The organism is Actinacidiphila sp. bgisy160 (assembly GCF_965342435.1).
GTDB lineage: Bacteria > Actinomycetota > Actinomycetes > Streptomycetales > Streptomycetaceae > Actinacidiphila.
The window spans coordinates 1-20,415 of the sequence record NZ_CBDRCM010000076.1; the positions used below are offsets into that span (position 1 = coordinate 1).

At 74.8% G+C, this 20,415-nt stretch carries 19 protein-coding genes; 13 read left to right on the plus strand and 6 right to left on the minus strand.

Annotated elements, in window-relative coordinates:
• Positions 1-129: 129 nt before the first annotated feature.
• Complete coding sequence (locus tag ACRWNP_RS34185) at positions 130-321, minus strand: hypothetical protein (protein ID WP_431968415.1); 192 nt, start codon at positions 319-321, stop codon at positions 130-132.
• 76 nt (positions 322-397) lie between these two features.
• Here ACRWNP_RS34185 and ACRWNP_RS34190 point away from each other — a divergent pair, with 76 nt between their 5' ends.
• Together ACRWNP_RS34190 and ACRWNP_RS34195 are read left to right on the plus strand one after the other, a co-directional pair.
• Positions 398-826, plus strand: a complete 429-nt coding sequence (locus ACRWNP_RS34190) for a hypothetical protein (protein WP_431968417.1) — start codon at positions 398-400, stop codon at positions 824-826.
• 474 nt (positions 827-1,300) lie between these two features.
• Positions 1,301-2,332 (plus strand): saccharopine dehydrogenase family protein, encoded by a 1,032-nt coding sequence (locus ACRWNP_RS34195; protein ID WP_431968419.1) that lies wholly within the window; start codon positions 1,301-1,303, stop codon positions 2,330-2,332.
• 257 nt (positions 2,333-2,589) lie between these two features.
• On the opposite strand, the gene ACRWNP_RS34200 is transcribed toward ACRWNP_RS34195, so the two are convergent.
• Genes ACRWNP_RS34200 through ACRWNP_RS34210 form a run of 3 tightly spaced genes read right to left on the minus strand, consistent with a single transcriptional unit; the run spans position 2,590 to position 6,428 of the window.
• On the minus strand, positions 2,590-3,738 hold the full coding sequence (locus ACRWNP_RS34200; RefSeq protein ID WP_431968421.1) for a glycosyltransferase: 1,149 nt from the start codon (positions 3,736-3,738) through the stop codon (positions 2,590-2,592).
• Entirely contained in the window at positions 3,738-4,997 is a 1,260-nt protein-coding gene (locus tag ACRWNP_RS34205; protein WP_431968423.1) for a nucleotide sugar dehydrogenase, read from the minus strand. Before ACRWNP_RS34205 ends, ACRWNP_RS34200 begins: the two co-directional genes overlap by 1 nt.
• An 18-nt stretch (positions 4,998-5,015) precedes the next feature.
• Complete coding sequence (locus tag ACRWNP_RS34210; RefSeq protein WP_431968425.1) at positions 5,016-6,428, minus strand: glycosyltransferase; 1,413 nt, start codon at positions 6,426-6,428, stop codon at positions 5,016-5,018.
• A gap of 80 nt (positions 6,429-6,508) precedes the next feature.
• Between ACRWNP_RS34210 and wecB the strand changes: the two genes are divergently transcribed.
• The 6 genes from wecB to ACRWNP_RS34240 all read left to right on the plus strand — a co-directional run bounded on the left by wecB (position 6,509) and on the right by ACRWNP_RS34240 (position 13,559).
• Entirely contained in the window at positions 6,509-7,594 is a 1,086-nt protein-coding gene (gene wecB, locus ACRWNP_RS34215; RefSeq protein ID WP_431968427.1) for a non-hydrolyzing UDP-N-acetylglucosamine 2-epimerase, read from the plus strand.
• A 52-nt stretch (positions 7,595-7,646) separates the two neighbouring features.
• Positions 7,647-8,300 carry a class I SAM-dependent methyltransferase gene (locus tag ACRWNP_RS34220; protein WP_431968429.1) on the plus strand — a complete coding sequence of 218 codons (654 nt, stop codon included), beginning with the start codon at positions 7,647-7,649 and terminating at the stop codon, positions 8,298-8,300.
• Positions 8,300-10,129 (plus strand): hypothetical protein, encoded by a 1,830-nt coding sequence (locus tag ACRWNP_RS34225; RefSeq protein ID WP_431968431.1) that lies wholly within the window; start codon positions 8,300-8,302, stop codon positions 10,127-10,129. Before ACRWNP_RS34220 ends, ACRWNP_RS34225 begins: the two co-directional genes overlap by 1 nt.
• A complete protein-coding gene (locus ACRWNP_RS34230; RefSeq protein WP_431968433.1) occupies positions 10,126-12,288 on the plus strand; it encodes a glycosyltransferase family 1 protein in 2,163 nt (720 codons plus the stop codon). The genes ACRWNP_RS34225 and ACRWNP_RS34230 overlap by 4 nt, the downstream gene beginning before the upstream one ends.
• Before the next feature lie 103 nt (positions 12,289-12,391).
• On the plus strand, positions 12,392-12,604 hold the full coding sequence (locus tag ACRWNP_RS34235) for a hypothetical protein (protein ID WP_431968435.1): 213 nt from the start codon (positions 12,392-12,394) through the stop codon (positions 12,602-12,604).
• Between the two features lie 31 nt (positions 12,605-12,635).
• Entirely contained in the window at positions 12,636-13,559 is a 924-nt protein-coding gene (locus tag ACRWNP_RS34240) for a carbohydrate kinase family protein (protein WP_431968437.1), read from the plus strand.
• Here the strand turns inward: ACRWNP_RS34240 and ACRWNP_RS34245 are convergent.
• A complete protein-coding gene (locus ACRWNP_RS34245; protein ID WP_431968439.1) occupies positions 13,535-14,593 on the minus strand; it encodes a DUF6745 domain-containing protein in 1,059 nt (352 codons plus the stop codon). The two genes, ACRWNP_RS34240 and ACRWNP_RS34245, sit on opposite strands and share 25 nt — an antisense overlap.
• A 21-nt stretch (positions 14,594-14,614) precedes the next feature.
• Positions 14,615-14,941: a hypothetical protein gene (locus tag ACRWNP_RS34250; protein ID WP_431968441.1), complete on the minus strand. Its 327-nt coding sequence runs from the start codon at positions 14,939-14,941 to the stop codon at positions 14,615-14,617.
• Between the two features lie 208 nt (positions 14,942-15,149).
• Here ACRWNP_RS34250 and ACRWNP_RS34255 point away from each other — a divergent pair, with 208 nt between their 5' ends.
• Genes ACRWNP_RS34255 through ACRWNP_RS34275 form a run of 5 tightly spaced genes read left to right on the plus strand, consistent with a single transcriptional unit; the run spans position 15,150 to position 20,404 of the window.
• The gene (locus ACRWNP_RS34255; protein ID WP_431968443.1) at positions 15,150-16,106 is read left to right on the plus strand and encodes an STM4015 family protein; all 957 of its coding nucleotides are present in this window, start codon (positions 15,150-15,152) and stop codon (positions 16,104-16,106) included.
• Positions 16,107-16,113: 7 nt separating this feature from the next.
• Positions 16,114-17,079 carry an STM4015 family protein gene (locus tag ACRWNP_RS34260; RefSeq protein ID WP_431968445.1) on the plus strand — a complete coding sequence of 322 codons (966 nt, stop codon included), beginning with the start codon at positions 16,114-16,116 and terminating at the stop codon, positions 17,077-17,079.
• A complete protein-coding gene (locus tag ACRWNP_RS34265) occupies positions 17,060-18,217 on the plus strand; it encodes an STM4014 family protein (protein WP_431968447.1) in 1,158 nt (385 codons plus the stop codon). Before ACRWNP_RS34260 ends, ACRWNP_RS34265 begins: the two co-directional genes overlap by 20 nt.
• 1 nt (position 18,218) lies before the next feature.
• The gene (locus ACRWNP_RS34270; protein ID WP_431968471.1) at positions 18,219-19,028 is read left to right on the plus strand and encodes an STM4013/SEN3800 family hydrolase; all 810 of its coding nucleotides are present in this window, start codon (positions 18,219-18,221) and stop codon (positions 19,026-19,028) included.
• A complete protein-coding gene (locus ACRWNP_RS34275) occupies positions 19,025-20,404 on the plus strand; it encodes an STM4012 family radical SAM protein (RefSeq protein WP_431968449.1) in 1,380 nt (459 codons plus the stop codon). The genes ACRWNP_RS34270 and ACRWNP_RS34275 overlap by 4 nt, the downstream gene beginning before the upstream one ends.
• The last annotated feature ends 11 nt before the right edge of the window (positions 20,405-20,415 follow it).

Genomic DNA, 20,415 nt, shown 5'->3' on the forward strand with positions numbered 1-20,415 from the left:
GTCCGGAATCCGGCCGGGGGCATTCCCCGTACGCGCTCGGACATCTTTGCCCTTTTAGGTTGTTCGACCGAGCGCATTCCCCACGCGACCGTCCCGGAATTCAGCCTTCCGCCGGTGCGCGGGAATCCCTCAGCCCCGGCGCGGCGTCTCCCTGTCCGTCGTCGCGGGCGGGCCGCCGCCGTAGTCCAGCCGCTCCGCCGTCCTCACCAGCCGGTCCAGCGCGGCACCGTCCCGCGGCCCGCCGAGCAGGACACGGCGGGCCCGCGCCGCAACGCCGCACAGGCGTACGGAAAACAGGCGTTTCGCGCTCCAAAACGCCATCCCCCGCCACCCCTTCCGCCGGTTAGAAATATCTAACAAGGTTGAGCGTATGAGAAATGCGGCACCGAATCAGGCAATGGAGTGGCTGGCCGCCGCCGCCGCGGATCCGCGGGTGTGCAAACGGGAATGGGAACACGGCGAGAGCGGGACCGTCCTGCTGCCCGCCGGGCGTTTCTGGGACGTGCTCAGCGTGCCCGAGGACCTCGGTCTGCCGGCCCTCGACGCCCTGCTGCGCCTCCCCCGCTCGGAACCCGGGCCCACCCTCGCCGACACGGCCTCCCGCCGGGTCGGCTTCTTCCTCCCGCCGGACCCCGTCAGCCGATGGGTGGGCACCGGGATCCGCTACGCCGGCAGGGGCGCCTGGATCGCCGTCCCGCCCCCGTACCGGGCCGCGGGGGCCCTGCGGTGGCTGGTACCGCCCGACGGGTCGGGCGTCCTCCACACGCCTACCTCGGTGGAACTGGCCCTGTTCCAGGCGGCAGTGGCGGCAGACTGCCGCCGCTGAACGCCACGGCGCGCGGTACGTCCGCGCCGCCCGTGGACCCGGGGAGGGCGCGCCCGCGGGCCCGCCAGTCGGCCAGGAGTTCGGTGTAGATCGGCGGGTCCATCCAGTAGGCGCCGGTGAGTTCGGCGAAAGTCCGGTGGTGGTCCGGGTGGCCCTGGAGGAGGCATCCACGGGTCGAGGATGTGCTGCTGTCCATGTCCCCTTGCAACGCGGCTCGCGCGCCGGTGGTACGCACGGGGCGGGAAGCGCCACTGGAACGAGTGAGCGCGCCCCCCTCGTCAGGGTCCTTGCGCTGACCTTCTCGTCGTCTCAACGGGTAGCGGACGTCGGCCGGGGACGGCTCGACGGCGGGCGTGGTTCCGCGTGACGTGCCGCGGGCCCGCGTCGCGCCGGGGGCCACGTCCCGTGACCCACGGATAGGTTCGGTACCGGAAGCCCGCACTGGGGCCGGAACGGACGAGGGAGCACTCGCGCATGACCTGGTTGCTGTACGGAGCCACCGGCTACACCGGCCGCCTCGTCGCACGGGAGGCCGTGGCCCGCGGGGAACGCCCGGTGCTCGCCGGCCGGTCGGCCGCCGCGCTGGCGCCGCTCGCGGCCGAACTCGGCCTGGACCACCGGGTGGTCGGCCTCGGTGACCCGGCGGCGTTGCGCGCGGCGCTCTCTGGCGTCGACGCGGTAGCACACTGCGCGGGGCCCTTCTCGACGACGGCGCTGCCCATGGTGGAGGCGTGCCTGGACACCGGCACGCACTACCTCGACATCACCGGCGAGATCGACGTGCTCGAGACGCTGCACGCGATGAGCGCCCGGGCCCGCGCGGCGGGTGTGGTGCTGCTGCCCGGGGCGGGTTTCGACGTCGTCCCGACCGACTGCCTCGCCGCGACCGTCGCCGCCGCGCTGCCGACCGCCACCCACCTCGACATCGCCTTCGTGACCGGCGGGGGCGCGAGCCCCGGCACCGCGCGTTCCGCGCTCGAGGCGCTCGACAAGGGCGCCGGCGGCCGCGCCCGCGTCGACGGGGTGATCCGCGACGTCCCGCTCGGGCACCCCCGGGTCACGGCGTTCTTTCGCACCGGCCCGCGCCAGGTCGCCGGCATCGCCTGGGGCGACGTCAGCACGGCCTACCACTCGACGGGCGTCCCGAACATCTCGACGTACACCTGGCTTCCGGGCGCCCCGCTGGTGGCACGCGTTCTGGGCATCGGCCCGGTACGGCGACTGGCCCGCGCGGGCGTCGACCGCTTCCTGACAGGCCCCGGCGAGCGCGCACTGGCACGTACCCGCTCACAGGTGTGGGCCCGCGCCCGCGACGCATATGGGGGCGAGGCCCAGGCGGCGCTGTCGACCCCCAACGGCTACGTGCTGACGGCCGATTCGGTGCTGCGCATCGTGCCCCGCCTGCCGGAGCTCCCGCACGGCACCCAGACGCCTTCATCGGCCCTCGGCGCCGACTTCGTCCTGGAGCTGGACGGAGTCCGCCGCAACGGACCCCACATCGCCTGAGCCCCCGCCTACGCCGGGCCCGCTCTCACCTCTGGTCCCGTGTCCGCCGCACGCGCGGCAGCGGGATCCGGGCCCCACCGCCGAGCCGCCCCACCGCACCGCAACCGGGCAGCCCCGCGCCGGCCGAGCCCCCGCGACCACGGTCCCGCCGTCAGGGCGCGCGGTACTACCGCCCCACGCCCCTGCAATGGATGCCGGTTCCGACCTGTCCTCCGCGACCCGGCCGCCGGACCCGCCCCACCACGCCGGCCCCCCCGCTACGACGCACGCGCCGCGGCGCGTGCGGTGGCGGTGGCGGCCGCCGCCACCGCCCAGCGCTCCAGGCTCGTGACGAAGTGCGCCGCGCAGTCGGGCCAGTGGAGCCCGCCGCGGGCGGCCGCGTGGCCGCGGGCGCCCATCGCGCGGCGCAGTTTGGGGTCGTCGCGCAGCCGGCGGACGGCCTCCGCGGCCGCCGCGGGATCCTCGAACGGGACGAGGAGGCCGCAGTCGTGCCCACTGACCAGCTCGGCGGCGAGCGGGTTGGGGGTGCTCACGACGGGGATGCCGTAGGCCATGTACTCGACGACCTTGGTGGGCCGCGAGTGCCGGTAGTTGGCCTCGTCGCGCAGCAGCGACATCCCGGCGAGGGCGCCGCGCAGCCGGCCCAGGGCCACGTCGTTGGGCAGGAAGCCGTGCCAGCGCAGCACGCCGTCGCGGTCGGCCGCCGCCAGCAGTCCGCGGACGTCGCCGTCGGCAGCACCTATGAGCTCCACGCGGACGTCCGGTGCCAGCAGACGTGCCATGGCGACCAGTTCCTCGGCGCCACGGGCCCGGGACAGCTGCCCGAGGTAGACCACGCGCTCGTCGCCCGGGGCCGGCGGGGGGTCCGTGGGGACGGTGACCAGATTGGGCACCACGGGGTGCGCGCGGCGGAACCGGCGCTGGTAGGCGTCCTCGGCGAGCAGCAGGTGCAGATGCCGCTCGGCGGCGAGTTCGGCCGCGCGCACGACCAGGCGCAGCGGCGGGCGCAGCGGGCGCGGCAGCCAGCCCTTCATGGTGAGGGCGGCGGCGGTGTCCTCGTGCACGTCCCACACCACGGCCGGCCGGCGGGCACCGGTGCGGTGCCAGTGCCGCAGCGCGCGCGGCAGGGTGAGCAGCAGTTCGGGGTCGTGGAGCAGGACGGCGTCGACGGTGGGGCCGCGCCGCACCAGCAGGCGCCGGGCCTCGCGGACGGCCGCGCGCCGGTCGCGTCCGGTGGCCCGGGGCAGGTCGACGCCCTCGACCCCGGGGCGGGGCGGGGTCGCCCGCGCGGTGAAGGGCGCGGCGTAGGTGACGGTGTGACCGTGGGCCATGAGGGCGGCTATCTGCCGGTGCAGGATGCGCGCGTCCTCGGGGTGGTGCACGACGGTGACGACCAGTACGTGCATCACAGCACCTCGACGTCCGGCCGGAAGATCCGTCCGCGCGTGTCGAACAGCAGGCGGGCCCGGTCCGCCACCACCTTCAGGTCGTACGCGCTGTGGTCCTGCAGCAGGACCGTCAGGTCGTGCCGGCACAGGGCGGCGGCCAGGTCCCCGGCCCGGGGGACGGGTTCGCCGTCGACCTCCCAGGCGTCCACGAAGGGGTCGTGGAAGGAGATCCCGGCGCCGAGCCTGCGCAGCAGCCGGACCACGGGCACGGCGGGGCTCTCGCGCCGGTCGGCGATGTCGGGCTTGTAGGTGACGCCGAGCAGCAGCACCCGTGAGCCGTGCAGCGCCTTCCCGGCCGTGTTGAGCAGATCCTGCGCCCGGCGCACCACGTACTCCGGCATCCGGTGGTTGATCTCCCGGGCGAGTTCGACGAAGCGGAACTCGTAGCCGAGCGTGCGCACCTTGTAGGAGAGGTAGTCGGGGTCGATCGGGATGCAGTGGCCGCCCACGCCCGCGCCGGGCCGGAAGGCCTGGAAGCCGAAGGGTTTGGTAGCGGCGCAGTCGATGGCGTTCCAGATGTCGACGCCCAGTTCGCGGCAGAGTATGGCGAGCTCGTTGACGAGCGCGATGTTGACGTGGCGGTAGGTGTTCTCGAGCAGTTTGGCCATCTCGGCCTCGCGGGTGCCCTTGGCCCGCACGACGGTGTCGACGAGCTTCCCGTAGAACGCGACGGCGCGCGCCGCGCACCCGGGGGTGTGGCCGCCGACGATCTTCGGGGTGTCGCGGTAACCGTGGGTCCGGTTGCCCGGGTCGATCCGCTCGGGCGAGAAGGCGAGGGCGAAGTCCGGTCCGGCGCGCAGTCCCGAGCCCGCCTCCAGGATGGGCCGGACGACCTCGTCGGTCGTGCCGGGGTAGGTCGTCGACTCCAGCACGACCAGGACGCCGGGGCGCAGCCGCGCGGCGACCGCCTCGGCGGCCCCGGTGACCGCGGTCAGGTCGGGTCCGCCGTCCTCGGACAGCGGGGTGGGCACGCAGATGACGATGACCTGTGCCTCCCCCAGGCACTCCTGGCCGGTGGTGGCGGTGAACCCGGAGGCCAGCATGCGCCGCAGGTCGTCGCCGCAGACGTCGTCCACGTGCGAGCGGCCGGAGTTGAGGGCGTCCACCACGCCGGGGTCCAGATCGTGTCCGACGACGCTCAGCCCCGCCGCCGCCGCCTCCCTGGCGAGGGGCAGCCCGACGTATCCGAGGCCTACGACTGCGAGATCCACCGTCATGCCGCACCATCCAGAGTGCTATACGGCCCCCAGACGGCGGTAGGCGTCGCGCGTCCGCCCCGCGATGTGCGCCCACGTACGGTCGCGGGCCACTCGTGCGCGGGCGGCGGCGCCCATCATCCGCCGTTGATTTGGACTATAGAGCAATACTTCGAGCGTATCTGCCCAGGCATTTACGTCTCCTGATGGAATCAGCCTTCCGTTCACCTGGTCTTCGACCAGCTCACCCAGCGCCGTCACATCACTCGCCGCGACGGGAAGACCGCTCGCCATCGCCTCCACCGGCTTGAGAGGGGTCACGAGATGGCACACCCGTTCCCCTGTCCGGGGCACCGCGAAAACGTCCAGCACGGCGTGGTGGGCGCGCACCTCCGCGTGCGGCACACGGCCGGTGAACAGGGCGCTTTCCCCCAGGCCGAGTCCGGCCGCCTGTCGCTCCAGCGCGGGCCGCAGGGGGCCGTCCCCCACGATCAGCAGCCGCAGCGGCACACCCCGGCGGCGCAGTTCGGCCCCGGCCCGCAGCAGGGTGCCGATGCCCTCGTGGGGCGTGAGCGTGGAGACCGTGCCCACCACCACCTCGTCCGGGCCGATGCCGAGGCGGGCGCGCAGGTCACCGGGGTCGGGCAGGGGCCGGAGGAAGACGTCGTCCACGGCGTTGGGCACGACCCGCACCCGCTCCTCGGGCACCCCCCGGGAGACGATCTCCTCCTTCATCGCCTCACCCAGGGTGAACACCAGGTCGGCGGCCTTCATGCAGTGCGTCTCCAGGGCCCGCCGCTCCCGGTACGACGCGCTGCCACGGTCACGCCCGGGCCCCTGCGTCAGCCAGGTCTCCTCCAGGAAACCGCGCACCTCGTAGACGACCGGCAGGCCGAACGATTCGCGCAGCGCGAGCGCCACTCGGCCGTTCGGGTGATCGGTGGCCGCGTGCAGGACCGCGGGGCGGAGCCGTTCGACGAGCCGGGCGGCGAGCTCGGCGTTGCGGGCGAGGGCGGCCGCCTGCGTCCCGGGCATCCGTACCGGCAGCAGGCGGTGGTAGGGCACCCCATCCACGACCTGCGCCGGCCGGCCGTCCCAGACGCCCTGCGCCACGGGGAAGCCCAGCCTGGTCACGACCTGCGGGTCCAGGCCCGCCTGCCGCTGGGCGCGCGCGATGGCGTGCGTCCTGACGGTGTAACCCGCGTCGCGGTACGGCAGGGAGTTGGTGACCAGGTGCAGCACCCGCCCCGGCACCGCCGTCCCCGGCACACCGGCCGGGGCGGGCACGCCGCGCGGCCCGTACGCGCGGGCGCCGCCGCTCCCGCGGTGCGGATCGCGCTCGGGCAGCCGGGCCAGCGCCCACCGGGCGGGCCGCCGCGCCGGTCCCGGGGCGACCCGCAGCGCCAGGGACGCCGCGCGCACCGGGTCGTCCCGCAGATGACGGACCGCCACGGAAGCGGCGAGAATCAGGGCACGAAGAGTACGACGACGCACAATCCCACCCTAAGCACGGCAAGTGAACGGGAGGCACCGTGCTCGGTTCGGTAGTCCACGTGGTCGGTGCCCGGCCCAACTTCGTCAAGGCCGCCCCGGTCGTCGCCGCGCTGCGCGAGGCCGGACAGCCCCAGTCGGTGGTGCACACCGGACAGCACTACGACGAGCGCATGTCGCACGTCTTCTTCCGCGAGCTCGGCCTGCCCGAGCCGGACGTGGACCTCGGAGTCGGCTCCGGCAGCCACGCCCGGCAGACCGCCGCCCTGCTGACCGCGCTGGAGGACGAGCTGTCGGCCCGTGCCCCCGCCCTGGTCACGGTCTACGGGGACGTCAACTCCACGCTCGCCGCCGCCCTGGTCGCCGCCAAGCTGGGGCTGCCCGTGGCGCACGTCGAGGCGGGCCTGCGCAGCTTCGACATGACGATGCCGGAGGAGGTGAACCGGCGGCTGACCGACCAGCTCGCCGACCTGCTCTTCGTCACCAGCCCGGAGGCGGTGGGCCATCTGGCGGACGAGGGCGTGGACACCGCCCGGGTGCACTTCGTCGGCAACCCGATGATCGACACCCTCATGGCCCACCTGCCGCGGTTCGACCCGGAGGCCGCCCGCACCGCCCACGGGCTGCCCGGGCGCTACGGCGTCGTGACGCTGCACCGACCCGCCAACGTCGACGACCCGGCCGCCGCGGCCGCGGCCGTGGCGGCGCTGCGCGAGGCGGCCCGGCATCTGGAGCTGGCGATCCCGCTGCACCCCCGCGGCAGGGCCGCGCTGGAGGCGGCGGGGCTCGGCGACACGCCCGGCATCCGGATCCTGGAGCCGCTCGGCTATCTGGAGTTCATGGGGCTGCTGCGGGGCGCCGCCGCGGTGGTCACCGACTCGGGCGGGGTGCAGGAGGAGACCACCGTCCTGGGCGTGCCCTGCCTGACACTGCGTCCGAACACCGAACGGCCGGTGACGGTCACCCACGGCACGAATCGGCTCGTCGCCCCCGACGGGCTGGTGCCGGCCCTGCTCAAGGCCCTGGACGGCGAAGCGCCGGCCCCCGAGGGACCTGCGCTCTGGGACGGCCGCTCGGGGCCCCGCATCGCCCGGGTCATCACCGAATGGCTGGACCACCATGTCTGAGACCGTGCCGGACCGCGTGCCGGGCCCAGTGTCCGAGACCGTGCCGGACCCCGTGTCCGAGCCCACGTCCGAGCCGCACCTGCGCGATCGCCTCGCGCACTGGGACGGCCGCCACCGCGGGTACGAAGACCTCGCCTCCAGCGGCCGCACCGGCCTCGACCGGCCGGGGGACGAGATCTTCCACGCGCTGCGGTTCGCGGGGGTGCTGCGCATCACCGGTGACTCCGAACGCGCCAACGACCCGCTGCTCGTGCTCGACGCGGGCTGCGGCAGGGGCCGCTTGGCCCGGGCCCTGGCCCGCTGCGGCCACCTCGTCGACGCGATCGACGCCGGCCCGTCGGCGGTGGAGCACTGCCGCGCGCTCGGCGGCGGCCCGCGCTACGCGGTGGCGGAGCTGTCGGCGTGGCGCAGCCCCTGGCTGTACGACGTGGTGCTCGCCGTGGACGTGCTCTTCCACGTGCTCGACGACGCCGCCTGGCGGGCCGCGCTGGTCAACCTCGGCTCCCTGGTCCGGCTGACCGGCCGGCTGGTCGTCACCGACGAGGACGCGCCCGGCCGCGTGGCGCGCGGCGACTACATCCTGCACCGCCCCGCGGCCGAGTACCGCGCCGCCGTCGAACCGCTCGGTCTGCGGTACGGAGGCTTCACGCCGTACGGTTTCCGGGAGAACAGGGTCGGCTTCCACGTCTTCACGAGGACCTCCTGATGCGCCTTCTCGATCTGCTGCACCCGCACCTGGACGGAGTGACCGAGGTCGTCGACACGACCGGCGGTGGCATCCCGCTCGGCCCGTACCTTCACCTGCCCGAGGGCGTGCGGCTCCGCCTCTCCCCGCCCGGCGACCAGGACCCGGTGGGCGAGGGACGGCTGGCCCTGCTCGGTTACGGCCCCGACCCCGCCCGGCACGGCGACGAGGCGGCGTGCCTCGCGGCGCTGCGGCGCATGCGGCCCGGCGGAAAGGGTCTGATCGTCTTCGGCCACACCAGTGCCGAACTGCCGTACCACCGCTTGCTCGACGCCCTGGTGGCACACCGCTGCCAGGTGCTGCGGGCGGCCGGTCTGGACTACCTGCATCTGCACGGTGGCGCGGTGTTCACCTGCACCGAGGCGCTGCTGCCGCTCCTCGACCCGGCCGGGCGGCCGGTGCCCGGCGGGGACACCATCGCGCTGCGGCTGGCGGGCGAGTACGTGCTGGCGGAGTTCGTGTCGCGCGCCGAGCGGGCGCGGGTGCTGGAGCTGGAGCGGCGGCACGAGGAGGACCGCCGCGCGCTGGAGGCGCTGCAGCACGACGGCACGGACGGTGAGGGGGCGGCGGCGGTGACGCGCGAGCGCGACCGGCTCGCGGCCGAACTGCGGCGCGCCCGGGAACGCATCGGGGTACTGGAGGCCCGGGTCGTCATGCTGCAGGGCTCGACCTCGCTGCGGGTGGGCCAGGCGCTGGTCTCGGCCGCCCGGTCCCCCTTGCGCGGCTCGGCGCGGCTGCCGCGCGAGCTGTACGGGATGTGGCGCGGCCGTGGCAGGGGCGGGCGTCCGACGACCGCCCACCCGGGCGCCCCGGCCACGGCCTCCCCGGCACCGGGTGCGGCCGGTGCGGTGGATACGGCGTCCGACGGACACCTGCACCTGGCCCACCGGGCGTTCACGGCCGGCCCCCGCGACCGGCTGGTCGTCGCCGGCGTCCTGGACGCCACGACCGCCGCCGACTTCGCCCACGACGCCGTCGTCAACCGCGTGCTGCCGCACGACGCCCGGCAGGTCGCCGAACGCACCGACCCGGACGTGCTCGTCGTGCAGCTCAGCGCCTGTCTCGCGGGACCGTGGGCGCACACCGGCACCGGCACCGCCCCCGACCTGGACCGGCGGCTGGCCGGCCTCCTCGCCACCGTCCACGCGCTCGGCCGCACCGCCGTGCTGTGGCGGGACGCCCCCGCCTCCGCCGCGCCGGGGCTGGCACCGTTGCCCTGGGACGCCGTTCTCGACGGGGACACCGGGGTGCAGCCGGCCCGGCTGGACCCGGCGGCGGTGGACCGCGCCGACCTGCGGGAGATCTTCACCTCCCGGGCCACCCGGGTCCGGCTGTCGGAACTCGCCCGGATCGCCGGGGCGGCGGACCCGCTGGACTCCCGGCGGGTGGCCGTGCTGGCCGAGCCGCGTGACGACGCCGCGATCTCGCGCCTGGTCGCGCAGGTCATGGCGCAGCGGCACCGCCCCGCCGAGGTGCTGGTGCCCGAGCCCGGGGCGGCCTACGCGGAGCTCACCGCGGGCGGGGTCACCGTACGGGCCACGGCGGAGGGGCCGGGCGCGCCCTGGGTCGCCGACTGGTCGGACCTCACGGAGGAACGCTCGGCGGTCCACCTGCTGGACCTGATGTGCGCCCAGGAGTGCTCCGGGGCCGACGCGGTGGGCTTCAGCGCGGACGCCACGGGCTTTGTGCCGCACGTCAACGGCTTCCGCCCGGCTCTGGTGCGCAGGACGCTCTGGCCGTCCCCCGGGGCGGGGCGGCTGTTCACGATCCGCCCGGAGGAGGTCCGATGACGGGCACACGTACGGTCAGGGCGATGGTCTACGGGGACGTGGACCTCAACCTCATCGACGGTTCCGCGGTGTGGGCCCAGTCGATGGTGCAGGCGCTGGCGCGGGCCGGCTGCCGGACCCGGCTGGTGCTGAAGGCCCCGGTGCGCACCGGGCGGCTGGTCGATCCGCTGGAGCGGCTGCCGGGGGTGTCCCTCGTACCGACCGGGCGCGTCCTCTCCCCCGTCCAGGCCTCGCGAGTGCTGCGCGAGCGCGACGAGCACGAGCCCTGCGACCTGCTGGTGCTGCGCGGTCGCCGGCTGGTGGCGCAGGTCGTCGCCGACGGTGCCTTCGACGGGCGGATCTGGGCGTACCTCACCGACATCCCGCAGTCCGCGGCGCACATGACGGAGGAGGCCGTCGACGAGCTGACCCGGATCGCCGAGGCATCCCGCCACCTGCTGTGCCAGACCGAGGAGTTGCGCTGCTTCATCGAGGCCTGGGTGCCGGCCGCGTGCGGCAAGTGCGTGCTGTACCCGCCGAGCGTGCCCGTCCCGGACTTCGCGGTGCCGGAGCACGACGCGGCGCGCGACCCCGTGCGCATGGTCTACACGGGCAAGTTCGCACCGCGCTGGAACACCCTGGAGATGACGGAACTGCCGGGCGCGCTGGCCGCCCGCGGGATCAGGGCCGAGCTGCACACCGTCGGCGACAAGATCCACGACGACCCGCGGCAACCCGGCTTCCACGCGGGCATGGAGCGTGCGCTGCGCACCGCGACCGGCGTGGTGCACCACGGCGGCGCCCCGCGCCAGGAGGCCATGCGGATCGCCGCGGGCTGCGACCTGGGGCTGGGCTGGCGGCACCCGGAACTCGACGCGAGCCTGGAACTGTCCACGAAGGTACTGGAGTTCGGGACGCTCGGGCTGCCCGTCGTGCTCAACCGCACCCCCGCGCACGAGGCGTTGCTCGGCGCCGACTACCCCTTGTTCGTCCCCCGCCGCGGCACCCTCGACGACGCGGCTGAGGCGGTCGCCACCGCCGCCCGCTCCCCCGAGGCCTACCGTACGGCCGCCCGGCGCTGCCGGGAGGCCGCCGCGCACTTCTCACTGGACCGGGCCGCCGAGCGGCTGCGCGACCTGGTCGAACGGGCACTGCCCGGCGCACCGGCAGCGCTCGTGGGACGCGGCCGGCCGCTGCGGGTCGTCGTCGCCGGACACGACCTGAAGTTCTTCACCCGCCTGCTGGACCACCTCCAGGCCCTGCCCGGGATCGAGGTGCGGGTCGACGCCTGGGAGGCGCTGGCCCGGCACGACGCGGCCGCCAGTCGCGAACTCGCCGCCTGGGCCGACGTGGTGGTCGTGGAGTGGTGCGGGCCCGCGGCCGTCTGGTACAGCCGCCACAAGCGGCGCGGCTCCCGCCTGGTGGTGCGGCTGCACCGCTTCGAGCTGTACGCCGGCTACCCCGCGCAGGTCGACATCGACGCCGTCGACCGCGTCGTGTGCGTCAGTCCGCACTACAACCGGCTCACGCGGGAACGGACCGGATGGCCGCGGGAGAAGCTCGTCACCGTCCCCAACTGGGTCGACGACCGGCAACTGGACCGCCCCAAGGTCCCCGACGCCCGATACCGCCTCGGCATGATCGGCATCGCGCCCTCGCGCAAGCGACTCGACCTGGGCCTGGACGTGCTCGAGGCCCTGCGGGCCCGGGACCCGCGGTGGCGGCTGTCGGTGAAGTCCAAGATGCCCTGGGACTACTGGTGGATCTGGAACAAGCCGGAGGAACGGGCGCACTACGACGCGGTGCTGCGGCGGGTGCAGACCGGCCCGCTGGAGGACGCCGTGGTCTTCGACGACTTCGGACCCGACGTGGCGGGCTGGCTGCGCCGCATCGGCTTCGTGCTCTCCACCAGCGACGACGAGAGCTTCCACCTCGCCCCCGCCGAGGGCATGGCCTCCGGCGCGGTACCCGCCCTGCTGCCCTGGCCGGGCGCCGACGCGATCTACGAGCGCCGCTGGATCCACGACTCCCCCTCGGCCATGGCGGACGCGATCGCGGCGCTGGCGGCGGACGGCTGGGAGGAGGCGGGCGAGCAGGCCCGCGGCTGGCTGCGCGAGTCCTTCGGGCTGGACACGGTCCGCGCGGCGTGGACGGAGCTGGTCACCGGCTCGGCGCCGTGACGCCCGCGGGCACGGCCGCCGGGGCGGAGGTGCGGGCGGCGGCCACGGCCCCGGCCGCGGTGGCGGGGGCCTGCCCGCGGGCGGCCACGGCGCGCTCGCCTACGTGGAGCGAGAGGCGGCGCCGGCCACGGAGCGCCACGAGGGGCTGCAGGAGCTCGAGCGCTCCTTCGACTGGGAGGCCGGCGGCGACCTCGCCTTCTACGGCCGGCTGACACTGGAGTGGGGGCTGCGCTTCACCACGATGCAGCAGGAATGGGCCGCGCGGGCGGCCGAGCGCATCCGTGATCGCGCGCAGGGGCACACCGACGGGCCGTAGTATGGCGCCGGGGTGGTGACTGGAGGTGCACATGACCACGCAAGAGTCGCCGTACGACGTACTCGTCGTGGGCGGTTCCGGAGTGGACACCGTGGTGCGGGTGGACAACCTGCCCGTACCGCTCGTGGACTCCCTCGGGGTGGAGCCGGTCCGGGAGTGGCCGGGCCAGACCGGCGGCAACGTGGCGCTGGGCTGCCGCGCGCTCGGCATGAGCGTGAAGTTCCTCGACTTCGTCGGCGAGGACTGGATCGGCTCCATGCTCCGGGAACGCCTGGCCAAGGGCGACGTCGACTTCGAGGCGCTGATCTCCCCCGCCGGGACCCGGCGGGCCGTCAACCTCGTGGACGCCGCCGGCCGCCGGATGTCCTTCTACGACGGGCGCGACCCGGCGGACCTGCGGATGCCGCGCGAGTTCTACCTGCCGCACCTGCGCCGGGCCCGCCACGTGCACCTGTCGATCTCGCACTTCACCCGCTTCCTCTACGACGACATCGAGGAACTCGGCCTGCCGGTCTCGACGGACCTGCACGACTGGGACGGACTGGCCGAACACCAGCGGGAGTTCGCCCACCGCTCCGATCTGGTCTTCCTCAGCGCGGCGGGAGCGGGCGAGCGCATCACGGACGTCATGCGCGGAATCCTGCGCGACGGCCGCGCCCAGGCCGTGATCGCCACCGCAAGCGCGGGCGGCGCCTATCTGCTGGCGCGCGATGGGGGCAGCACGCCCCGGCACATCCCGGCCGCCACCCCGCCCGGCCCGGTGGTGGACTCCAACGGGGCCGGCGACGCCTTCCTCTGCGGCTTCCTGCACGGGCGCACGCGCGGACTGGACTTCGAGTCCTGCGCCCGCCTCGGCGCGACGGCGGGTGCCCACACCTGCACGGCGTACGGCAACCTCGCCCTCATCGACGCCGCGACACTGGAGTCCGCTCAGGTCTCCCGCTCCGGCACGTAGTCGGCCTCCTCCAGTCCGAAGGTCCAGGCGACGCCCTCGCGGGCGGTCCGGGTCCGCGGCGGCACCCGCAGCCAGTAGGTGCGGTGGGTGCCGTCCGGCTCCGCCGTGGAGTTGACGACCTCGACCATCACCAGCGGCTCGTCCCCCTCCAGCTCGATCCGCCACAGCACCCCGGCGGCGTCCCGCTGCACGGGCTGGGCCCCGGACTCCTCCAGGTAGCGCTCGTAGCCGTAGTGCTCCAGCATCACCCGGCGCAGCTCGGCGTTCTCCTCCTCGCGTATGCGGCGCGGGGTCAGACCGGCCAGCCCGTCGAGGAACTCGGCGGGAACCGGCATGCCCCGCCAGGCGTGCAGCGCGAAACCGTCCGCGTAGGCCAACGCGGGGCCGTCGCCGCGGTCCAGCCGGCCCGCCTCGTCCCGGTGCAGCTCCAGGGGGCGTTCGGTGACCACCGCCGTCCGCTCGTACGGCCACCACCAGCCGGCGTTCCGGGCGACCGCGGCGACGCCGGCCAGCTCCCGGGTGCCCTCCTGACCGTCGAAGGCGGCCAGCCACGCCGCGTCGTGCTGGCCGAGCACGGCGTCGAGCAGCGCGAGCCGCACCGCCTGCCCGCCGCCGGGCACCCCGGACGCGGCGTCGACAACAGCGGTCCGTATCCGCTCGGTCAGCTGCACCGTCGTGTCCCACAACTGCGCGCCCGTGACGGCCCAGTGATCCGCCCACCCGGCCGGCCCGAGCCGGTCGGCGACACGCTCCCGCGCGGCCGCCCACGGCCGTGTCCGTACCGCGTCGCGCACGCCGCCGCCCGCCGTGCCGTCCGCCGTCAGGCGCACGGCCAGGGTCACCGCCTCCAGGGGCGAGGCCGCCCACACGATCCGTTCCGGCTCCGGCAGCCCGGCCAGCCGGTAGGCCCGGCGCACCCCTTCCTCCGCCGCCGCCCGGTCCGCGGGTCCGGTCGCCGCGACGACCTCGCGCCACAGCGCCGTCGTGTCCACCGCCGGCTCCGCCGCCGTGTCCGTGCTCGTCACCGTCGTCATCGCTCCGCTCCCCCGTCCCCGTCAGTCCGCCACGACGCGCACCGCGCCGGGCACGTACTCGCGCTGCCGCACCACCCGGTACCAGCCCTTGGGCAGCGGTATCGCGGCGTGCTCCTCGTGCACCACGCGCCCGCCGTCCGGGATGTGGAGGTACGCCGCACCGAACGGCCCGGCCTCGCGCACCAGCGTCCCCGGCCCGACCACCGCGTGGGCGTGCCCGGTCACCTCGCCGAGGGCCAGCACGAGCCTGCCCCGCCCGTCCCTCGGCTGCCGCGGCAGCCGGTCCGTGCCCGGCGGCACGGCCGCCTCCGCGACGGGCACGATCAGGACGTCCCCCTGCCGGTACATGCGTGTCTCCCTTCGCCGTCGGCACCCGCCGACCCGATGTCCACGACGCTACGCGGGGGGTGTGACAACGCCCCCCCCGACAGCTTGTGCACAGCCCGCGGCAGGCGGTGTCCGAGCGGCTTGGTAGAACTCTTCGCGAGCAAGGCACCACCGCCTCAGGGCACCACCGCCTCAAGGCACCGCGTCCGTCCACCCCGGGAGACCACCGATGTCCCACGTCGAACATCTGCAGGAACTGAACGGCCTGCCGGCCTTCGACTTCCCCGCGCCCGACGCGCGGCAGGAGCTCCCTGCGCCCGGCGCGGTGGCGTGGCGGCTGTCCCTCAACCCCTGGGAGAACGACGCGAAGGAGAGCTTCGCGCAGCTGTGGGACCGCTTCCTGGACACGGTCGAACCCGCCGGGGTGCGGGCCCTGGTCGTGGGCCAGTGGGGCGAGCCGTACGACAACGACTCCGGTGTCATCGTGCGGCTGCTCGTGGACGCCCGTGAGCGGCTGACCGCGCTGGAGGCCGTGTTCATCGGCGACCTGGAAATGGAGGAGGCCGAGATCTCCTGGATCGAGCAGTCCGACGTGACGCCGGTGCTCGAGGCCTACCCGCGGCTGGAGGTGTTCGGCGTCCGCGGCGGCACGGGGCTGCGCTTCCCGGCGACCCGCCACCAGCGGCTGCGCACGCTCCGCTTCGAGGCGGGCGGCCTGCCCGGCGAGGTCGTCCGCGGTGTCGCCGCGAGCGAACTCCCCGCGCTGGAGCACCTGGAGCTGTGGCTCGGCGTGGAGGAGTACGGCGGCGACGCCACGGTCGCCGACCTCGCGCCGGTCCTCGCCGGCGGCCGCTTCCCCGCCCTGCGCCACCTCGGCCTGCGCAACAGCGAGATCCAGGACGAGATCGCCGCCGCCGTCGCGGCGGCCCCCGTCGTGGCCCAGCTCTCCTCACTCGACCTGTCCCTGGGCGTGCTCACCGACGACGGTGTGACCGCCCTGCTCGCCGGCCAGCCGCTGACCCACCTGAACTGGCTCGACCTGCACCACAATTTCGTCACCGAGCCGGTCGCCGAGCGCGTGCGGGCCGCCCTCGAGCCCTCGGGTGTCGAGGTCGACCTCTCGGAACCCGGTGACGAGGACGAGTGGGACGGCGAGATCCACCGCTACACCGCCGTCGCGGAGTGAGGCCCCGATGACCGTCACACAGCACCTGCAGACCTTCCACGGGCTGCCCGTGCACACGCTGCCCGAGGCCGGCACGGCCGGACTGCCCGAACCCGACGCCGTGGCCTGGCGGCTGGACTGCTTCGAGGCGGGCGACATCCCCTTCCCCGAACTGTGGGCCCACTTCACCGCGGCGGTCGACACCGCACGGGTGCGCGCCCTGGTCCTCGGGCCGTGGTGGGACGACGAGTACTCCGAGCTGCGCCCCGCGCTGGAGCTGCTGCTGGCGGACGCGGAGCGCTTCCCCGCGCTGCGCGCCCTGTTCCTCGCCGACGTGACCGGCGAGGAGTGCGAGGTCTCCTGGCTGCAGCTGACCGATGTCACGCCCGTCCTCGAACGCTTTCCGCTGCTGGAGGAGTTCGGTGTCCGCGGCGGTGACTCGCAGGGGCTGGGTGAGGAGCCGCTGTCACTGCGCCCCGTCCGTCACGAAGCGCTGCGCGTACTGCGCTTCGAGTCCGGCGGGCTGCCCGGGGCGGTGGTGCGGGCGGTCGGCGCCTGCGAGCTGCCCGCGCTGGAACACCTGGAACTGTGGCTCGGTGTGGAGCAGTACGGCGGCGACGCCACGGTCGCCGACCTCGCGCCGGTCCTCGCCGGCGGCCGCTTCCCCGCCCTGCGCCACCTCGGCCTGCAGGACAGCCCGCTGCAGGACGAGATAGCGGCGGCGGTGGCCTCCGCGCCCGTCGTCGCGCAGCTGGAGACGCTGAGCCTGTCCATGGGCACGCTCACCGACGCCGGTGCCGAGGCCCTGCTGGGCGGCCAGCCGCTCACCCATCTCAAACGGCTCGACCTGCACCACCACTTCGTGAGCGGGGCCGTGGCCGAGCGGCTGCGCGCGGCGGTGGGCTCCGCGGGCACCGAGGTCGACCTGTCGGAGCACTGCGAGCCGCACCGCTGGCGGGACGAGGAGTGGCGCTATGTCGCCGTCTCCGAATAGCGGCGCCGACGGCGCGCTCCGCATCGCCGTGGTCGGCAACCCCGGCAACCGCAGGACGACGCTGTTCGCCGACGCGGTACGTGCCGCGGGGCATCCCGCGCCCCGCGTGCTGGCGTGGCGCGACGTGCTGCGGGGACGATACGCCTTCGCGCCCGGCGAGTTCGTGCGCGTCGACTCGCCCGGCGAGGACGCCGGGGTCGACCGGCTGCTGCGGGGCGCCGACGACCCGGCCCGGGTCGAGGGCACCGCGCTGTGGTACCGCCGCTTCACCGCCGCCGTGCGCGAGGTGACGGAGGCGGCCCGCCGGGCCGGCGCGGTGCCGTCGGCGGACGCCGGGGATATCGCCGTGCTGTTCGACAAGCGCCGCTGCCACGCCCGGCTCGCCGCCGCGGGCGTCCCGGTGCCGCCCGCTCCCGGCGGGCCGCCGGTGGGCGGCTGGGCCGAGCTCAGGGGACGCCTGCGGGCCGCCCGGATCTCGCGTGCGTTCCTCAAGCCCGCGCACGGCTCCTCCGCCTCCGGGGTGGTGGCGCTGGCGACGGCGGGCCCGGGTCGGGTCAAGGCCACGACCTCGGTGGAGACCACGGCCGACGGACGCCTTTTCAACTCGCTGCGGGTGCGCGAGTACCGCACGGAGCCGGAGGTCGCCGCCCTCGTCGACGCGCTGGCCCCGGACGGGCTGCACGTCGAGCGCTGGCTGCCCAAGGCGTCGCAGCGGGGCCGGGCGGCCGACCTGCGGGTGGTCGTGGTCGCCGGACGCGCCACGCACGCCGTCGTCCGCACCAGCCCGTACCCGATGACGAACCTGCACCTCGGCGGCGCCCGCGGCGACCTGGACATGGCCCGCGCGGCGATTCACGCCGCGGGCGGCGACTTCGGGGACGTGCTGACGACCGCCGAGCGGGCGGCCGCGTGCTTCCCCGGCACGCTCTGCGTCGGCGTGGACGTCCTGCCCACGACCGGCTGGCGCCGCTTCGCCGTCGGCGAGGTCAACGCCTTCGGGGATCTGCTGCCCCGGCTCACCGGCCTCCCGGGCAGTGGCGCCGAGGGCCTGGACACCTACGCCGCCCAGGTCGCCGCCGTACCGGCCGCGATGGAACGCGCGCGACGCGAGGAGCACCACCATGACGCCACCGCTTGACATGAACCAGATCGTGGGCAGCCATGACATCCTGCTGATCACGCTGGACACCCTCCGCCACGACGTGGCCGAGGAGCTGGCCGCGGCCGGTCGCATCCCCAACCTGGCCCGCCATCTGCCCGGAGGCCGCTGGGAGCGCCGGCACGCGCCCGGCAGCTTCACCTACGCCTCCCACCAGGCCATCTTCGCGGGCTTCCTGCCCACGCCCACCACGCCCGGTCCGCACCCCCGGCTGTTCGCCGCGCGGTTCGCCGGCAGCGAGAGCACCGCGGAGGGCACCTTCGTGTACGACACCCCCGACCTGGTGTCGGGCCTGGCCGCGGCCGGCTACCGCACGGTGTGCATCGGCGGCGTCGGCTTCTTCAACAAGCAGGCGCCGCTGGGCTCGGTGCTGCCGGGGCTCTTTCAGGAGAGCCACTGGGAACCGGAGTTCGGCGTGCCCTCCCCCACCTCCTTCGAGGCGCAGGTGGCCCGCGCCGAGGAGGTCGTCGCCGCCCTGCCGCCGGAGCGGCGGCTGTTCCTCTTCGTGAACGTGTCGGCGCTGCACCAGCCCAACTGGTTCCACCTGCCGGGCGCCACCCGGGAGGCGGGCGACTCACGCGCCACCCATGCCGCCGCCCTGGAGTACGTCGACCGCCACATCGGCAGGCTCTTCGCCGCCGCCTCCAGCCGACGTCCGTGTCTGGCCGTCGTCTGCTCAGACCACGGCACGGCGTACGGCGAGGACGGCCACACCGGCCACCGGATCGGCCACGAGGTCGTGTGGACGGTGCCCTACGCCCACTTCCTCCTCGACGGGACCGCCCGATGACGCTCAGCGACCTGCCCCTCTCCCCGGCGCCCCCGGAGACGGCAGCCGTGCGCCCGTACCGGCACTACGTGTACGCGTACCCGCACAAGACGGCCTACCGCGCGCTGCCCCGCGAGCGCGCCCGACTGCGCGACCTGTGGGCGGACGAGCCCAAGGACGCGCTGTCCCTCTACTTCCACATCCCGTTCTGCGAGGTCCGCTGCGGCTTCTGCAACCTCTTCACCAGGATCGGGGCGCCCGACGGCCTGGCCACCGCCTACCTGGACGCGCTGGAACGCCAGGCCGCGGCGGTGCGGGAGGCGCTGGGCGCAGGCGCGCGGTTCGCCAACGCCGCCTTCGGCGGCGGCACTCCCACGTACCTGACGGCGGCCGAGCTGGAGCGGCTCTGCGACCTGGCCGAACTCGGCCTGGGGGCCGACCTGCGGGCGATACCGCTCTCCGTCGAGGCCTCACCGGCCACCGCGACCGCCGACCGGCTGTCGGTGCTGGCGGAACGCGGCACGACCCGGCTGAGCCTCGGCGTGCAGAGCTTCGTCGAGGCCGAGGCGCGCGCCGCCGTCCGCCCCCAGCGCCGGGACGACGTCGAGGCGGCGCTGGGCAGGATCCGGGAGGCGGGCGTCCCCGTCCTCAACATCGACCTGATCTACGGCATCGACGGCCAGAACGAGCGCTCCTGGACCCGGTCCCTCGACGCGGCGCTCGCCTGGCGGCCCGAGGAGCTGTACCTGTACCCCCTGTACGTCCGTCCGCTCACCGGCCTCGGCCGGCACGCCGCCGGCACCGCCCGGGAGGAGGCGGCGTGGGACGAGCAGCGGCTGCGGCTGTACCGCCACGGACGCGACCATCTGCTGGCGCACGGCTACGAGCAGGTGTCGATGCGCATGTTCCGCCGTGCGGACGCGCCCACCACGGGAGGCGGGGACTACGCCTGCCAGACCGACGGCATGGTGGGTCTCGGCTGCGGCGCCCGCTCGTACACCTCCACGCTGCACTACTCCTTCGACTACGCCGTCGACATGCACCGCATCCGCGGCATCATCGACACATACACCACGCGCACGACGCGGGAGTTCGCTCACGCCGACTTCGGCTGGGCGATGGACGACGAGGAGGCCCGCCGCCGTCATCTGCTGCAGTCCCTGCTGCAGGCCGACGGCCTGCCCGTCGCGGAGTACCGGGCCCGGTTCGGCACCGCGCCCGGGGAGGACTTCGCCGAGGAGCTGGAGCGCTTCGCGGACCGGGGCTGGCTGGACGCGGACGCGGGGCCGGACGTGCTGCGGCTGTCGCCGGAGGGCCTGGCCCACTCCGACGCGGCCGGCCCCGAGCTGTTCTCCGCCGCCGTACGCAGGCGCATGGCCGCCTACGAACCCAAGTGAATGCATCTGCC

Bases quoted from the DNA above. Each gene is read 5' to 3' on its own strand.
- ACRWNP_RS34190 (WP_431968417.1), top strand. From the start codon at position 398: ATGGAGTGGCTGGCCGCCGCCGCCGCGGATCCGCGGGTGTGCAAACGG.
- ACRWNP_RS34230 (WP_431968433.1), top strand. From the start codon at position 10,126: ATGACGGGCACACGTACGGTCAGGGCGATGGTCTACGGGGACGTGGAC.
- ACRWNP_RS34225 (WP_431968431.1), top strand. From the start codon at position 8,300: ATGCGCCTTCTCGATCTGCTGCACCCGCACCTGGACGGAGTGACCGAG.
- ACRWNP_RS34255 (WP_431968443.1), top strand. From the start codon at position 15,150: ATGTCCCACGTCGAACATCTGCAGGAACTGAACGGCCTGCCGGCCTTC.
- ACRWNP_RS34275 (WP_431968449.1), top strand. From the start codon at position 19,025: ATGACGCTCAGCGACCTGCCCCTCTCCCCGGCGCCCCCGGAGACGGCA.
- ACRWNP_RS34205 (WP_431968423.1), bottom strand. From the start codon at position 4,997: ATGACGGTGGATCTCGCAGTCGTAGGCCTCGGATACGTCGGGCTGCCC.
- ACRWNP_RS34195 (WP_431968419.1), top strand. From the start codon at position 1,301: ATGACCTGGTTGCTGTACGGAGCCACCGGCTACACCGGCCGCCTCGTC.
- ACRWNP_RS34240 (WP_431968437.1), top strand. From the start codon at position 12,636: ATGACCACGCAAGAGTCGCCGTACGACGTACTCGTCGTGGGCGGTTCC.
- ACRWNP_RS34260 (WP_431968445.1), top strand. From the start codon at position 16,114: ATGACCGTCACACAGCACCTGCAGACCTTCCACGGGCTGCCCGTGCAC.
- ACRWNP_RS34200 (WP_431968421.1), bottom strand. From the start codon at position 3,738: ATGCACGTACTGGTCGTCACCGTCGTGCACCACCCCGAGGACGCGCGC.
- ACRWNP_RS34250 (WP_431968441.1), bottom strand. From the start codon at position 14,941: ATGTACCGGCAGGGGGACGTCCTGATCGTGCCCGTCGCGGAGGCGGCC.
- ACRWNP_RS34270 (WP_431968471.1), top strand. From the start codon at position 18,219: ATGAACCAGATCGTGGGCAGCCATGACATCCTGCTGATCACGCTGGAC.
- ACRWNP_RS34185 (WP_431968415.1), bottom strand. From the start codon at position 321: ATGGCGTTTTGGAGCGCGAAACGCCTGTTTTCCGTACGCCTGTGCGGC.
- ACRWNP_RS34265 (WP_431968447.1), top strand. From the start codon at position 17,060: ATGTCGCCGTCTCCGAATAGCGGCGCCGACGGCGCGCTCCGCATCGCC.
- ACRWNP_RS34245 (WP_431968439.1), bottom strand. From the start codon at position 14,593: ATGACGACGGTGACGAGCACGGACACGGCGGCGGAGCCGGCGGTGGAC.